This is a genomic window from Streptosporangium sp. NPDC000509 (genome assembly GCF_042898365.1).
In the GTDB taxonomy this organism is placed as follows: Bacteria; Actinomycetota; Actinomycetes; order Streptosporangiales; family Streptosporangiaceae; genus Streptosporangium.
Map to the genome: position 1 here is coordinate 114526 of NZ_JBIAYX010000020.1, position 17179 is coordinate 131704.

At 73.0% G+C, this 17179-nt stretch carries 1 protein-coding gene (cut by a window edge); it reads left to right on the plus strand.

The genetic code is table 11. The features are described from left to right. On the plus strand, positions 1–17179 hold the 5' portion of the coding sequence (locus ACFY3D_RS31910) for an SDR family NAD(P)-dependent oxidoreductase (protein ID WP_389986327.1). 18473 nt of this gene lie beyond the right edge of the window; only the first 17179 of its 35652 coding nucleotides appear in the window; its start codon is at positions 1–3; its stop codon lies beyond the right edge, outside the window.

Below are 17179 nucleotides of genomic sequence, written 5' to 3' on the forward strand. Positions count from 1 at the left end.
GTGAATCGACCCGAGTTCATGCCTGACCATGACTCCGGCACGGACGACGATCGCATCGCGATCGTCGGAGTGTCCTGCCGGTTGCCCTCCGCGCCAGGTCCGGCGGAGTTCTGGCGGCTGCTGCGCGACGGAGTGAGCGCCGTGTCCACGGTGCCACCCGGCCGCTGGAGCGCGAACACCGAGCCGGGGCCCGGCGAGCACGGCGCCTTCCTGGACGCGGTCGACCGGTTCGACGCCGGCTTCTTCGGGATCTCGCCCCGTGAGGCCCGTGCGATGGACCCCCAGCAGCGGCTGATGCTGGAACTCGGCTGGGAGGCGCTGGAGAACGCGCGTGTCGCGCCCGCGCTCCTGCGCGGTACCGACGTCGGCGTGTTCATCGGCGTGATGGCCGACGACTACGCGTTGCTGAGCCGCCAGAGCGGCGCGGCGGGAATCGGCCACCACTCGCTCACGGGCGTCAACCGCAGCATCCTCGCCAACCGGGTGTCGCACTTCCTCGCCCTGACGGGCCCGAGCATGGCCGTGGACACCGGCCAGTCGTCGTCGCTGGTCGCGGTGCACCTCGCCTGCGAGAGCATCCGCAGCGGTGAGTCGGACATGGCCCTCGCGGGCGGTGTCCAGCTCAACCTCGCCGCGGAGAGCGCCCTGGCGGCCGCGGAACTCGGCGCGCTGTCCCCCGACGGCAGGTGTTTCACCTTCGACGAGCGGGCGAACGGTTACGTCCGCGGCGAGGGCGGCGCCGTCGTCCTCCTCAAGCCGCTGGCGCGCGCCGTCGCGGACGGCGACCACGTGTACTGCGTCATCTCGGGCAGCGCGGTGAACAACGACGGTTCCGGCGAGACGCTCACCACCCCGAGCCCCCGGGCGCAGGAGCGGGTGCTGCGCTCCGCGTACCGGCGTGCCGGCGTGGACCCGGCGAGCGTCGGCTACGTCGAGCTGCACGGCACCGGCACCAGGGTGGGCGACCCCGTCGAGGCCGCGGCGCTCGGCGCGGTGCACGGCAGTGGCCGCGCGGACGCGCCGCTGTGGGTGGGATCGGCCAAGACCAACGTCGGCCACCTGGAGGGCGCCGCCGGCATCGTCGGGCTGCTCAAGACCGTACTGGCCATCGAGCACCGGCTGCTGCCGCCGAGCCTGAACTTCGAGCGGCCGAATCCCGCGATCCGCTTCGACGAGTGGAACCTGCGGGTGGTGGGCTCCGCGACGCCGTGGCCGGTGAACGACGGTGACGGTGACGGTGACGGACAGATCATCGCGGGCGTCTCCTCGTTCGGTATCGGCGGCACCAACTGCCACGTCGTGCTCACCTCCGCCCCCGTAGGCACCTCGCCGGCCCCGGTGACCGCGGGCGGGATCGCCGCACCCGAGGGCGTCGAAGAGGCGCCGGCCCCGGTGACCTGGCCGCTGTCCGGCCACACCGAGGGCGCGCTGCGGGCGCAGGCGGCGCGGCTCGCCCGCCACGTCAGGGAACGGGAGGACCTCTCGACCGGCGACGTGGCCTTCTCGCTGGCGACGACGCGGGCCGGTCTGCGCCATCGAGCGGTCGTCGTCGGCGACGGACGCGAGCAGCTGCTCCACGCGCTGGACGCACTGTCGGAGGGGCGTTCCGCGCCGGGAGTGGTGCGCGGCAGGACCGAGGTCGAGTCCGCTTCCGGTGGTGTGCTGTCCGACCGGGTGGAGCGCCTCGATCAGATGCGCCTCGTCCTCGGGCTCGGTCAGCACACCGCGCCGCTGGCCGGCGTGTGGCAACGCCCCGGCCAGCATGTCTTCGTCTTTCCCGGTCAGGGATCGCAGTGGGCCGGGATGGGGGCGGAGCTGCTCGACTCCTCCCCGGCGTTCGCCGCCGCCATGGCGGAGTGCGAGGCGGCGCTGGCGCCGTTCGTCGACTGGTCGCTGACGAGCGTCGTACGGGGGGAGCCCGGCGGACCGCCCAGGGAGCGCGCCGACGTGATCCAGCCCGTGCTGTGGGCGATCATGGTCTCCCTCGCGGCACTGTGGCGGTCGTACGGTGTGGAACCGGCCGCGGTGGTGGGCCACTCGCAGGGGGAGGTCGCCGCCGCGTGCGTCGCGGGCGCGCTGTCACTGGAGGACGGCGCCTACCTCGTGACCGCCAGATCGAAGCTGATCACCGAGGTCCTCTCCGGCAGAAGCGGCATGGTCTCGGTGGGACTTCCCCTGGAGGTCGTGCAGGAACGGCTGGCCCGCTGGGCGGGCCGTCTGTCCATCGGCGCCGTGAACAGCCCGTCCTCCGTGGTGGTGTCCGGGGACAACGAGGCGCTGGCCGAGATGACGGCCGAGTGGGCGGACACGGTGCGGATGGGCCGGGTCAACATCGACTACGCCTCGCACTCCTCCGTCGTCGAGCAGATCGAGGAGCGCCTGGCACCGCTGCTGGCGCCGATCCGGCCGCGTGGCTCGGAGATCGCCTTCTACTCGACGGTGACCGGCGCGCCCCTGGACACCGCCGAACTCGACGGCGACTACTGGTACCGCAACCTGCGCAGGCCGGTCGACTTCCAGGGCGCGGTCGAGCGGCTGCTCGCCGACGGGTTCGGTCTCTTCGTCGAGGTGAGCCCGAACCCCGTGCTGGTCGGCAGCATCCACGAGAGCGCACGGGCCGCCGGCCGTCCGGCGGTGGCCGTCTGCACCCTCCAGAGGCACAACGCGGGGATCTCCCGCATGCTGACCTCGATCGCCGAGCTCTACGCGAACGGGGTGGAGGTCGAGTGGGAGAGGTTCCTGCCCGCCGCCTCCCGGGTCGAGCTGCCGACGTACGCCTTCCAGCGGGACCGCCACTGGCTGGAGGAGTCCGGCAGGGAACGGGAGCGGACGGCACCGCGGACGGGAGCGGCGGCGACGGACGCCGCGAGGCCGGACGAACCGGGCGGGGCAAACAGGTCGGACGGGCCGAACGAGTCGGACACCGTTCGGCGGCCCGGCTCCGGCGACCCGCTGGGCCTGGTCCGCGACGCCTGCGCGGCGGTCCTCGGCACCTACGACCCCGACGGGATCGACCTCGGCCTGCCGTTCAAGGAGCTCGGCTTCGACTCCGCGATGCTCGTCGAGCTCACGACCCGGCTCGACACGGACGGCGGACCGGCGCTGACCGCCACCGCCCTCTTCGACCACCCCACGCCGGCGAGACTCGCCGCGTTCCTGGGGTCCACAGCCGCCACCGGTTCCGAACCTCCGCCTCCGGAACCGGTGGCTTCAACTCCCGCGGCCGGCGAGCCCATCGCGATCATCGGGATGGCCTGCCGCTACCCGGGCGGTATCGACTCCCCGGAAAGCCTGTGGCGGCTCGTCGACACCGGCGAGGACGCGGTGTCCGCGCTGCCCGCCGACCGCGGCTGGCGGATGGGAACCCTCGCCGCGGACCATCCCGGAGGCTTCCTCCACGACGCGGGAGACTTCGACGCCGGCTTCTTCGGGATCTCCCCGCGCGAGGCGCTCGCGATGGACCCGCAGCAGCGGCTCGCGCTGGAGGTGACCTGGGAGGCGGTGGAACGGGCCGGGATCTCGCCCGCGTCGCTGGACGGCACCCGCACCGGCGTGTATCTCGGCGCGATGGCGCAGGACTACGGCGCCCGGATGCACGAGGCGTCCGGAGACGCCGAAGGCTACACGCTGACGGGCACCTCGCCCAGCGTCCTGTCCGGCCGGGTCGCCTACACCCTCGGGCTGGAGGGCCCCGCGATCACGGTGGACACCGCGTGCTCGTCGTCGCTGGTCGGCCTGCACCTGGCCGCGCAGGGGCTGCGGTCGGGGGAGTGCTCGCTCGCGCTGGCGGGCGGGGTCACCGTGATGTCGACGCCCGGCATCTTCCTGGAGTTCGCCAAGCAGGGCGGACTCTCCCCGGACGGGCGGTGCAAGGCGTTCGCCGACGCAGCGGACGGTACGGGCTGGGCCGAGGGCGCCGGCGTGCTGGTGCTGGAACGCCTGTCGGACGCCCGCCGCAACGGCCACCGGGTGCTCGCCGTCCTCCGCGGATCCGCGGTCAACTCCGACGGCGCCTCCAACGGCCTGACCGCCCCCAGCGGCGTCTCCCAGCAGCGGGTGATCCGCCAGGCCCTCACCGGCGCCGGGCTCGCCCCCTCGGACGTGGACGTGGTGGAGGCGCACGGCACGGGCACCAGGCTGGGCGACCCGATCGAGCTGCAGGCCCTGCTGGCGACGTACGGACAGGACAGGGAACGGCCGCTGCTGCTCGGGTCGATCAAGTCGAACATCGGTCACACCCAGGCGGCCGCGGGGGTCGCGGGCGTGATCAAGATGGTGATGGCCATGCGGCGGGGGATCGTGCCGCGGACGCTGCACGTCGACGCCCCCACCTCGCGGGTGGACTGGTCGGCCGGCGCGGTCGGGCTGGTGACCGAACGCGCCGGATGGCCGGAGGCCGGGCGGCCCCGCCGGGCCGGGGTGTCGTCGTTCGGTATCAGCGGCACCAACGCGCACGTGATCGTCGAGCAGGTGCCGGACTCCTCCGTCGAGTGGCCGTCCGGGCAGGCCGATCCCTCCGAGCCCGCCGCTACACAGAGCACGACCCCGAGCACGACCCCGAGCACGACCCCGAGTACGACGCTGAGTGCGACAACGGAGGCACCCGCGCCGGTGCCCTGGGTGGTCTCCGGCAAGACCGAGGCCGCGCTCGGCGCCCAGATCGACCGGCTGGCGTCCTTCGCCGCCGAGAGCGGAGCCGATCCGGCCGACATCGGGTACTCGCTGGTGACGGGCCGTTCGGAGTTCGCCCATCGGGCGGTGCTGCTGGCCGGAGCCGACGGTGTGACCGAGATGGCTCGCGGTGTCGCGGGCGCGCCCGGCTCGCTCGCGATGCTGTTCGCGGGGCAGGGCGCGCAGCGGATCGGGATGGGCCGCGAACTCGCCGCCCGCTTCCCGGTCTTCGCCCGCGCGCTCAACGAGGTGTTCGCACGACTCGCCGGCAGGCTGGAGAGACCGCCTGTCGAGGTGATGTTCGGCGCGGACGCCGGACCGCTGAACCGCACCGAGTACGCCCAACCGGCGCTCTTCGCGATCGAGGTGGCGCTCTTCCGCCTGGTCGAGTCCTGGGGCGTGACCCCCGACCTTCTGGTCGGGCACTCGATCGGCGAGATCGCCGCGGCCCACGTGGCGGGCGTGCTGTCGCTGGACGACGCCTGCACGCTGGTCGCCGCCAGGGGCAGGCTGATGCAGCGCCTGCCCGAGGGCGGGGCGATGGTGTCCGTCCAGGCCGGCGAGGCGCAGGTCGAGGCGGCGCTGGAGGACGGTGCCGTCATCGGCGCGGTGAACGGCCCCTCCTCCGTCGTGATCGCCGGAGCCGAGGAGGCCGTCCTGCGCGTCGCCGCGCGCTTCGACGGGGCCAGGCGCCTGCGGGTGAGCCACGCCTTCCACTCGCCGCTGATGGAGCCCATGCTGGCGGAGTTCAGGGAGGTCGCCGAGGGGCTGACCTTCCACCGGCCGAAGACGGTCATCGTCTCCACCGTGACCGGCGCTCCCGTCGACGCCGCGTACCTGTGCTCGCCGCAGTACTGGGTGGACCACGTCACGCGTCCGGTGCGCTTCGCCGACGCGATCCGCGCCGCCGCGGCGGCGGGGGCCACGGTCTTCCTGGAGCTCGGCCCCGACGGCGGGCTGTCGGCGCTCGTCCACCAGAACCTCGCCCCGGCCACCGGCCGGGACCCGTCCCCGGAGACCGGCCGGAACCCCGCGGGGACGCCGGAACCGCAGGCGTTCCCCGTCCTGCGCAGGGACCGCGGCGAGGAGGCCGCCGCCCTGACGGCGGCCGCCCGGCTGTACGTGCGCGGGACGCCGGTGCGCTGGCCGGAGCTGTTCTCCGGTACCGAGGCTCGCCGGGTGGACCTGCCGACGTACGCGTTCCAGCGGGAGCGGTACTGGCCGGACCCCTCGGCGACCGTGGGCGACGTCACCTCGGCGGGACTGGACCGGCCGCGACACCCGCTGCTCGGCGCGGCGGTGGAACTGCCCGACACCGGCGGGTTCCTGTTCACCGGCCTGGTCTCGACGGCCGCGCACCCGTGGCTGTCCGACCACGTGGTGGCGGGGCGGGTGCTGTTCCCCGGCACGGCCTTCGTCGAGCTGGCCACGCGGGCGGCCGCCGAGGTCGGATGCGGCCTGGTGGAGGAACTCACCCTCACCGCGCCACTCGCGCTGCCCGAACGGGGCGACGTGCGGCTGCAGGTCGCGCTCAGCGCCGCCGACGGCGACGGAGCCCGGACGATCGGCGTGTACTCCCAGGCGGCGGACGAGCCGGAGGCGCCCTGGACCCGGCACGCCACCGGCGTGCTCACTCCCGGCGTGCCGGGTGTCCCCGACCCCGGCATGGGTGAATGGCCCCCCGCCGACGCCGTCCCGATGGACCTCGACGGTTTCTACCAGCGGCGGGCGGAGGCGGGCTTCTCCTACGGCCCCGCGTTCCAGGGGGTGCGCGCCGTCTGGCGTACCGGCCGGGACGTGTTCGCCGAGGTCGTCCTGCCGGACGGCCCCGCCGCCGACGCGGGTTCCTACGGGCTGCACCCGGCCCTGCTCGACGCCGCGCTGCACGTGGCGTCCCTCACCGGGATCGACGAGGCGAACGGTGGGCTGCTCCCGTTCGCCTGGGCCGGGGTGTCCCTGCACGCGTCCGGTGCCTCGACGCTCCGCGTCCGGATGAGCGGGACCGGTGCGGACGCCATCACGCTGGTCGTGGCCGACGCCGAGGGCGGCCTGGTCGCCTCGGTACGCTCCCTCGCGCTCCGGCGGAACGACGTACGGCCCGCGACGCGCACCGGCGGGCCTCTGCTACGGCTGGACTGGCCGCTCGCACCGGAGTCCGGGAGCGAGGACCGTCCGGCGAGGCGCTGGTCGGTGCTCGGCTCCGACGAACGCGGTCTCGTCGCCGCCCTGCGCGCGGCCGGGCAGACGGCGGATCTCGTACACGAGCCCGACCCGGCCGCGGACGTGACGCTGGTCGAGGTCTCCACACCGGCCGGGGACGACGTGCCGGCCGCCGTACGGTCGGTGACCTCGGCGGTCCTGACCCGGCTGCGGGAGAGCGGACGTGACGAGCACCCCGACACTCCCGTGATCTTCGTGACGCGTGGGGCGGTCGCCGTCGCCGTCGACGCCGAACCGGATCCCGTCGCCGCGGCGGCCTGGGGTCTGGTGCGCTCGGCGCAGGCGGAGAACCCGGGGCGGTTCCTCCTGCTCGACCTCGACGTCGAGCGGGTGACCGGTGAGACGCTGGTCGCGGCGCTCGACTCCGCCGAGCCGCAGATCGCGGTACGCGACGGTCTGCTCCGGGTGCCGAGACTCGTCGAGGTCGGCGACGCCGCCTCTCTCACGTCGAACACCCCGCGGAGCACCGACGGCGACGCCGCCTCGTTCACCCCGGACACCTTCCGTGCCGGGTCCGCACCGAGCACCTTCCGTACCGGGGGCACCGTCCTCGTCACCGGTGGCCTGAGCGGGCTGGGCGCCCTCGTCGCCCGCCACCTGGTGACCGAGCACGGCGTACGGCACCTGACCCTGGTCGGCCGTCGCGGTATGGACACCGAGGGCGCCGCGGAACTGACCTCGGAGCTGACCGCCCTGGGCGCCGAGGTCACGGCCGTCGCCTGTGACGTGTCCGACCGCGAAGCCCTCGCCGAACTGATCGCCGAGATCTCCCCGGAGCACCCGCTCACCGGGGTGGTCCACGCCGCGGGCGTGCTCGACGACGGGCTGGTCGAGGCACTGACACCCGAGCGGATCGACACCGTGCTGCGGCCGAAGGCGGACGGCGCCTGGCACCTGCACGAGCTCACCCGCGATCTCGACCTGACCGCCTTCGTGCTGTTCTCCTCGGTGTTCGGGACGCTCGGCAACGGGGGCCAGGCGAGCTACACCGCGGCGAACGCCTTCCTCGACGCCCTCGTGCGGCAGCGCACCGCCCGAGGACTGGCGGGCCTGTCGATCGGGTGGGGGCCGTGGCGGCAGGACACCGGCATGACCGCCGGCCTCACCGAGACGGACATGCGGCGCATGGCACGGGTCGGGCTGCGCCCCCTCTCCGGAGAGCAGGGGCTCGCCTTCCTCGACGCCGCGCTGGCGAGCCCCGAGCCGACACCGGTGGCGGCGCGGCTGGACCGGGCCGCACTACGGGCGCGGAGCCACGTGCCGGAGGTCTTCCGCGCCCTGGTACCCGCTCCCATCCGGCGGGCCGCCGTCGCCTCCACCGGCTCCGACGCCCTCGGCGCCCTGTCGGGAGAGGAACTCGGCGAGGCCGTCTCCACGCTGGTGCTCGGGCAGGTGGCCGCCGTGCTGGGGCACGCCTCGGCGGACGCGATCTCGCCGCACCTCACCTTCCAGGACCTCGGCCTGGACTCCCTCACCTCGGTGGAACTGCGCAACCGGTTGACCGAGGCCACCGGTATCCGGCTGCCCGCCACCCTGGTGTTCGACCAGCCCACCCCGACGGCGGTGACCGGCTTCATCCGCGAGCGCCTCGACGGCGTCGAGGCGACCCACACGCCCCCCGCGCAGGTCACGGCCCCTCTCGCCGGGGATCCGATCGTCATCGTCGGCATGGCCTGCCGCTACCCGGGCGGCGTCACCTCTCCTGAACAACTCTGGGAACTGGTCGCCGAGGGCAGGGACGTCATCTCGGACTTCCCCGCCGACCGAGGCTGGGAGGTTCCTGACGCGTCCTTCGCCCGCGCGGGCGGATTCCTGTACGACGCGGCCGAGTTCGACGCTCCGTTCTTCGGGATCTCGCCGCGCGAGGCGCTGGCGATCGACGCCCAGCAACGACTGCTGCTCGAGACTTCCTGGGAGGCCGTCGAACGGGCGGGCATCGACCCGCTCACCCTGAAGGGCAGTCGGGCCGGTGTCTTCGCCGGGATGATGTACCACGACTATCCGTCGACGGGAGACGGCGCACCGGAGGAACTGCGCGGGATCGTGGTCAACGGGACCACGGGAAGCGTGACCTCCGGGCGGGTGTCGTACACGCTGGGCCTGGAGGGTCCGGCGGTCACGGTGGACACCGCGTGCTCGTCGTCGCTGGTGGCGCTGCACCTGGCGGCGCAGGCGCTGCGTTCGGGTGAGTGCTCGCTGGCGCTGGCCGGTGGGGTGACGGTGATGGCGACCCCGGACACCTTCGTCGACTTCTCCCGCCAGGGCGGTCTGAGCTCTGACGGGCGGTGCCGGTCGTTCGCCGACTCGGCCGACGGGGTCGGCTGGTCGGAGGGCGTCGGGGTGCTGGTGCTGGAGCGCTTGTCGGACGCGCGCCGCAACGGCCACGAGGTGCTCGCGGTGGTGCGCGGTTCCGCGATCAACCAGGACGGCGCCTCCAACGGACTGACCGCGCCGAACGGTCCCTCGCAGCAGCGGGTGATCCGCCAGGCCCTGGCCGGAGCGGGGCTCTCGGCGTCGGATGTCGACGCGGTGGAGGGGCACGGGACCGGGACGACGCTGGGTGACCCGATCGAGGCCCAGGCCCTGCTGGAGACCTACGGCCAGGACCGGCCGCAGGACCGGCCGGCACTGCTGGGTTCGATCAAGTCGAACATCGGTCACACGCAGGCGGCTGCGGGTGTGGCGGGTGTGATGAAGATGGTGCTCGCGATGCGGCACGGTGTGCTGCCTCGGACGTTGCACGTGGACGCGCCGTCGTCGCATGTGGACTGGGCCTCGGGCGCGGTGGAGCTGCTGACCGAGCCGGTGGAATGGCCGCGGACGGGCCGTCCGCGCCGGGCCGCGGTGTCGTCGTTCGGGATCAGTGGCACCAACGCGCATGTGATCATCGAGCAGTTCCCCGAGGCCGAGGCCGATGAGGCGCGGCGGGAGCCGGAGGCTCCGCACGGTGAGGTCGAGCCGGGTGTGGTTCCGGTGGTGGTGTCGGGCCGTTCTGCGGGGGCGTTGCGGGCGCAGGCCGGGCGGTTGGCGTCGTTCCTGGAGGGTGAGCCCGGTCTCGGGTTGGCCGATGTGGCGTTCTCGCTGGTGGCGACGCGGTCGGCGTTCGAGCATCGGGCGGTGGTGGTCGGTGATCGTGAGGGTGTGCTGGCCGGGTTGGGTGCGCTGGCCGGGGATCTGCCGGGCGCGGGTGTGGTGCGCGGGGTGGCCGGGAGCGAGCTGAAGCCGGCGTTCCTGTTCACCGGTCAGGGCAGTCAGCGGGCCGGGATGGGCCGGGAGCTGTACGACCGGTTCCCGGTGTTCGCGACCGCGTTGGACGCGGTGATCGCGGAGCTGGATCCGTTGCTTGAGGGGGTGGAGCGGGGATCGGCCGGAGGGTTGGGTGGCCGGTCGTTGCGTGAGGTGGTGCTCGCCGAGCCGGGGTCGGCTGAGGCGGAGGTGCTGGATCGGACGGGGTGGGCGCAGCCGGCGTTGTTCGCGGTGGAGACGGCGCTGTTCCGGCTGGTGTCGTCGTGGGGGGTACGGCCGGGTGTGCTGGCGGGTCATTCGGTCGGGGAGATCGCGGCGGCTCATGTGGCGGGGGTGTTGTCGCTGCAGGACGCGTGTGCGTTGGTGGCGGGTCGGGCGCGGTTGATGCAGGCGTTGCCTGCGGGTGGGGCGATGATGTCGGTGCGGGCCTCCGAGGAGCAGGTCGCCGGGCTGCTGGCCGGACGTGAGGAGCAGGTGTCGGTCGCCGCTGTGAACGGTCCCGCGTCGGTGGTGATCTCCGGGGTGGAGGAGGCGGTGCTGGAGGTGGCCGCGGCTCTGGAGGAGCGGGGAGTACGGACGAAGCGGCTGCGGGTGTCGCACGCGTTCCACTCCCCGCTGATGGACCCGATGCTGGAGGACTTCCGCACCCTGGCCAGGACGCTCACCTACGACCCGCCGCGAATCCCGATCGTGTCGACCCTGACCGGGGAGCAGGCCACGGCCGAGCGGTTGTGCTCGCCGGACTACTGGGTGGAGCAGGTCCGTGGCGCGGTCCGTTTCTCCGACGCCGTCCGTACCCTGCACGACCAGGGCGTGCGGGCGTATCTGGAGCTGGGCCCCGACGGGGTGCTCACCGCGATGGCGTCCGACACCCTCGCAGCGCTCGCCGACGTGGCGGCCGGAACCGCTTCGGGTCCGGACGCGCTGCTGGCGCCGGTACTGCGCGGAGGCCAGGACGAGCAGAAGACGATCGTGACGGCGCTGGCCGGGCTGTACGTGCGTGGCATACCGGTGACCTGGCCGGCCGTGCTCCCCGACGCCCGCCGGGTGAAGCTGCCCACCTACGCCTTCCAGAAGGAGCGGTTTTGGCCGAGCGGCAGGCGAGGCGGGGACGCGCGGGGTCTGGGGCTTGAGACGGCGCTCCACCCGCTGCTGGGTGCGGTGATGGTGTCACCGGAGTCGGACGGGGTGGTCCTGACCGGGCGGCTGTCGGCGTCGACCCACCCGTGGATTCGGGACCACGAGGTTCTGGGCCGGGTACTGCTGCCGGGGACGGGATTCGTGGAACTGGTGGTCCGCGCGGGCGACGAGGTCGGCTGCGCGGTGCTGGAGGAACTGGCGCTGCAGGCGCCGCTGGTGTTGCCGGAGACTGGTGGAGTGCGGGTCCAGGTGGTGGTCGACGGCCCCGGTGAGGCCGGCAGGCGCGCGGTCCGGGTGTATTCCCGGGCCGACGGGCGAGAGGGCGGCGACTGGACGCTGCACGCCCAGGGAGTGCTCGCCGAGCGAGCGGAGGAGCCGGGGTTCGATCTGGCGCAGTGGCCACCGGTGGGGGCGGCCGAGGTGGACGTGACGGAGGCCTACGAACGGCTGGCCGAGGTCGGTTACGGCTACGGTCCGGCGTTCCAGGCGTTGCGCGCGGCGTGGCGGCGAGGGGAGGAGCTGTTCGCCGAGGTCGTGCTGGGTGAGCGGATGGCCGCGGAGGCGGGGCGGTTCGGGGTGCATCCGGCCCTGCTGGACGCGGCGATGCACGTGTCACTCATCGATCCCTCGGGCGTGGCGAGCGGTGGGCGGGCGGTGTTGCCGTTCGTGTGGCGGCAGGTGGTGCTGCACGCGGCGGGCGCCTCGACGCTGCGGGTGCGGGTACGGCATTCGGGCGAGCACACGCTGGTCCTGGACGTGGCCGACGAGAACGGCCGGCCGGTGCTGTCGGCGGGCTCGATGGTGGGGCGTCCGGTGTCGGCGGAGCAGCTGGGCGCGGCAGGGGAGCGGTCCCTGTTCCTGGTGGAGTGGAACCCGATCGAGATGCCCACGGCCGGTTCGGCGCGGGTGACGGAGTGGTCCGCGCTCGCCGCCGACCATGCCTCCGACGTGTCCGGCCCGGCTGTCGGCGCCGATGACTCGATCGCGGTGGTGGACTGCGCGGCGCCGCCGACCGGCGAGACGCCGGACGTGGTGCGCTCGGTGACCGGAGACGTGCTCGAGGCGCTGCAGGCGTGGCTGGAGCGGGAGAGCCGGGGATCGGCACCTCTGGTGGTGGTGACCAGGGGAGCGGTGGCGGTGGGTGAGAGCGCGGACGTGGATGTGAAGGTCGCGCCGGTATGGGGACTGGTGCGTGCGGCACAGGCCGAGCACCCCGGGCGCTTCGTGCTGCTGGACCTTCAGGAGGACCAGGAACGGGACGCGGCGGTGCGGGCGGCGGTGGCCTCCGGCGAGCCGGAACTCGCGGTGCGGTCGGAGACGTTCCTGGTGCCCCGGCTGGTCAGGATGGTCAGGTCCGAGCGGCCCGCCGACGGCTCGGGCCCGGACTCCGTCGAGCCGGCCGACGGCTCCGCCGGGTTGACGGCGGGGACGGTGCTGGTGACGGGAGGTACGAGCGGACTGGGGGCGTTGCTGGCCCGTCGTCTGGTGACCGATCACGGCGTGCGTTCCCTGCTGCTGGTGAGCCGGCGAGGACCGTCGGCGGAGGGCGTCGAGACGCTGGTGCGGGAGCTGACGGCGCTGGGCGCCGAGGTTCGCGTGATGGCGTGTGACGTCGGGGATCGGGAGTCGCTGGCACAGGTCGTGGAGTCGGTTCCCGACTCGGCTCCGCTGGTGGGTGTGGTGCACGCGGCGGGAGCGGCGGACAACGGCGTGCTGGAGGCGCTGTCACGAGACCGGCTGGAGACGGTGCTCCGGCCGAAGGCGGACGCCGCCTGGCATCTGCACGAGCTGACCAGGGATCTGCCGCTGGAGATGTTCGCGCTGGTGTCCTCGGCGGGCGGGCTGGTCCTGGCGGCGGGGCAGGGCAACTACGCGGCGGCGAACGTGTTCCTGAACGCGCTGGCGGCCCATCGACGGTCGCGAGGGCTGGCGGCGACGTCGCTGGCGTACGGGCTGTGGGATGTGGCCACCGGTATGAGCTCCGAGCTGTCCGACGCCGACCGGGACCGGCTGGCCAGGCTCGGGCTGCCCGTGTTGTCCGCGGCCGAGGGAGTGCGGCTGTTCGACGTGAGCGTGCGGACGGACGCGGCGTTGACGGTACCGCTTCGGGTGGACACGGAGGTGATGCGGGGCCGTGGCGGCGAGGTGCCGGCGTTGCTGCGCGGACTGGTACCGGCGAGGCGGCCGATCCGGGTGGCCGCGGGTGGCGGCGGAGAGGACGGCTTGCGGCGGCGCCTGGACGGGTTGGACACGGCCGAGCGCCGGCGGGTGCTGGAGGAGCTGGTACGACGACACGTGGCGGTGGTGCTGGGGCACGCGTCGGGGGATGCGGTGGAGCCCGATCAGGCGTTCAGCGCGATGGGGCTGGATTCGCTCGCCGCGGTGGAACTGCGCAACCAGCTGGCCACGGCGACGGGGCTCTCGCTGCCCGCGACGCTCGTCTTCGACTACCCGACCTCGTACGGCGTGGCGGAGTTCCTGCACGGGGAGCTGTTCGGCTCGGTGGACGCCGAGCGGGCCGAGGTGGGTGTGCTTTCGCCGGTGGTGCGGTCGGTGGCCGACGATCCGGTGGTGATCGTGGGGATGGCGTGTCGTTATCCGGGTGGGGTGTCTTCTCCGGAGGATTTGTGGCGTCTGGTGGTCGAGGAGACCGACGCGATCACCGGGTTCCCGACGAATCGGGGGTGGGATCTGGAGGGGATCTATGATCCGGATCCTGGTCGGGTGGGGACGTCGTACACGCGTCATGGCGGGTTTTTGCATGACGCGGATGAGTTCGACCCTGGGTTTTTTGGGATGTCGCCGCGTGAGGCGTTGGCGGTTGATCCGCAGCAGCGGTTGCTGTTGGAAGTGTCGTGGGAGGCGGTGGAGCGGGCGGGGATCGAGCCGGGCTCGTTGCGGGGGAGCCGGACCGGGGTGTTCACCGGTTTGATGTACAACGACTACGGTCTGGCGTTGGGTAACGCGGCCGGCCGGGTGCACCAGGCGGCCGTCGGCGAGGTGGTCGAAGGTCTCGGCCAGCGTGATGCCGTCGAGGGTTACGAGGGCACCGGGACGGCGCCGAGTGTGGCGTCGGGTCGGGTGTCGTACACGCTGGGCCTGGAGGGTCCGGCGGTGACGGTGGACACCGCGTGTTCGTCGTCGCTGGTGGCGGTGCACCTGGCGGCGCAGGCGTTGCGGTCGGGGGATTGTTCGCTGGCGCTGGCGGGTGGGGCGACGGTGATGTCGACGCCGAACACGTTCATCGGGTTCGCTCGGCAGCGGGGTTTGTCGGTGGATGGGCGGTGTCGGTCGTTCGCGGAGTCGGCCGATGGGGTGGGCTGGGCCGAGGGCGTCGGGGTGGTGGTGCTGGAGCGGTTGTCGGATGCTCGGCGCAACGGCCACCAGGTGCTCGCGGTCGTTCGCGGATCTGCGGTGAATCAGGATGGTGCGTCGAACGGGTTGACGGCGCCGAACGGTCCGTCTCAGCAGCGGGTGATTCGTCAGGCGCTGGCGAGTGCGGGGTTGTCGGCGTCCGAGGTGGATGTGGTCGAGGCGCACGGCACCGGGACGCGGTTGGGCGATCCCATCGAGGCGCGGGCGCTGATGTCCACCTACGGACAGAGCCGCGACACCGCGGAGCCGTTGCTGCTGGGTTCGATCAAGTCGAACATCGGTCACACCCAGACGGCCGCCGGTGTGGCGGGAATCATCAAGATGGTCATGGCGATGCGCGAGGGCATGGTGCCGCGCACGTTGCACGCGGACGAGCCGTCCTCGCATGTGGACTGGAGCGAGGGCGCGGTCGAGTTGGTGACCGAGGCACGGGCGTGGCCTCGGGTGGAGCGGTCGCGCCGGGCCGCGGTGTCGTCGTTCGGGATCAGCGGCACCAACGCGCATGTGATCTTGGAGCAGTCTCCGGTGCCGGTGGAGGAACCGGTGGACGCCGGTGGTGAGGAGGTCGACGGCGGGACTGTCGCGTGGGTGGTGTCGGGGCGTAGTGAGGTGGCGTTGCGGGCTCAGGCGGAGCGGTTGTTGTCGCACGTGGAGGGCTTGTCCGGGGCGAGGTTGGCTGGGGTGGGGGTGTCGCTGGCGACGGTTCGGTCGGCGTTCGAGCATCGGGCGGTGGTGGTCGGTGCCGGGCGTGCGGAGTTGGTGGGGGGCCTGGCGGCGCTGGCTCGGGGGGCGGCGGATCCGGGGGTGGTGACCGGTTCGGTGCGGAGCGGCGGCAAGGTCGCGTTCCTGTTCACCGGTCAGGGCAGTCAGCGGGCCGGGATGGGCCGGGAGCTGTACGACCGTTTCCCGGTGTTCGCCGAGGCGTTGGACGCGGTGATCGCGGAGCTGGATCCGTTGCTTGAGGGGGTGGAGCGGGGATCGGCCGGAGGGTTGGGTGGCCGGTCGTTGCGTGAGGTGGTGTTCGCCGAGCCGGGGTCGGCTGAGGCGGAGGTGCTGGATCGGACGGGGTGGGCGCAGCCTGCGTTGTTCGCGGTGGAGACGGCGTTGTTCCGGCTGGTGTCGTCGTGGGGGGTGCGGCCGGATGTGCTGGCCGGGCATTCGGTCGGGGAGATCGCGGCTGCTCATGTGGCGGGGGTGTTGTCGCTGGCCGATGCGTGTGCGTTGGTGGCGGCGCGGGCGCGGTTGATGCAGGCGTTGCCTGCGGGTGGGGCGATGGTGTCGGTGCGGGCCTCCGAGGAGGAGGTCGCCGGGCTGCTGGCCGGGCGTGAGGGTGAGGTGTCGGTCGCGGCGGTGAACGGCCCGTCCTCGGTGGTGGTCTCCGGGGTGGAGGAGGCGGTGCTGGAGGTGGCCGCCGCTCTGGAGGAGCGGGGGGTGCGGACGAAGCGGTTGCGGGTGTCGCACGCGTTCCACTCGCCGTTGATGGATCCGATGCTGGAGGACTTCCGGGCGGTGGCCGGGAGGCTGACTTACGGTGCGCCGGAGATCCCGATCGTGTCCACGCTCACCGGGGGGCAGGCGACGGCCGAGCGACTGTGTTCGCCGGAGTACTGGGTGGATCAGGTCCGTGGCGCGGTCCGTTTCTCCGACGGCGTGCGTACCCTGCACGACCAGGGAGTACGCGCCTACCTGGAGCTCGGCCCCGATGGTGTGCTCACCGCGATGGCCGACGACACCCTCACCGCGCTCGCCGACGCGAACATCGATGGGATGATGCGCGGGGCTGCGTCAGCGGGATCGGTGAGCGGCGCGGAGGCGAGGTCGGCGGCGGATCCGGACGTGCTGCTGGTGCCGGCCCTGCGCAGGGGCCAGGACGAGCAAAAATCGATCATGATGGCGCTCGCCGCCCTGCACGTGCGCAAGGTGCCGGTGAACTGGCCGGCGGCACTTCCTCGGGCCGCCCGAGTGGATCTGCCGACGTACGCCTTCCAACGCGAACGGTTCTGGCCCGATGGCGTCGGCTCGCAGGTGGGAGACGTGACGGCGGCGGGACTCGCGGCCGCGAGCCATCCGCTGCTGGGAGCCGCTGTGGGAGTGGCCGGTTCGGACGGGGTGTTGTTGACCGGCCGTGTCTCGCTGACGTCGCATCCGTGGCTGGCCGATCACATGGTGGGCGGGACGGTGATCTTCCCAGGCACGGGGTTCCTGGAGCTGGCGGTGCGGGCGGGTGATGAGGTCGGCTGTGACCTGGTCGAAGAACTCACCCTGACCGCTCCGCTGGTGCTCGGCGAACGAGACGCGGTGGCGCTGCAGGTATGGGTGAGGACACCGGATGAGTCAGGCCGGTGTGAGGTGAGCATTCACGCCCGCCCTGCGGAGGCCGGGGACGAGGAACCCTGGGTACGGCACGCGATCGGTGTGCTGGCGTCCGATGGCCAGGCCGGGGAGCGGTTCGAGGTCGGGGTGTGGCCGCCGAGGGGTGCGTCGGTGGTCGAGGTGGGTGGGTTGTACGAGCGGCTGGCCGAGGGTG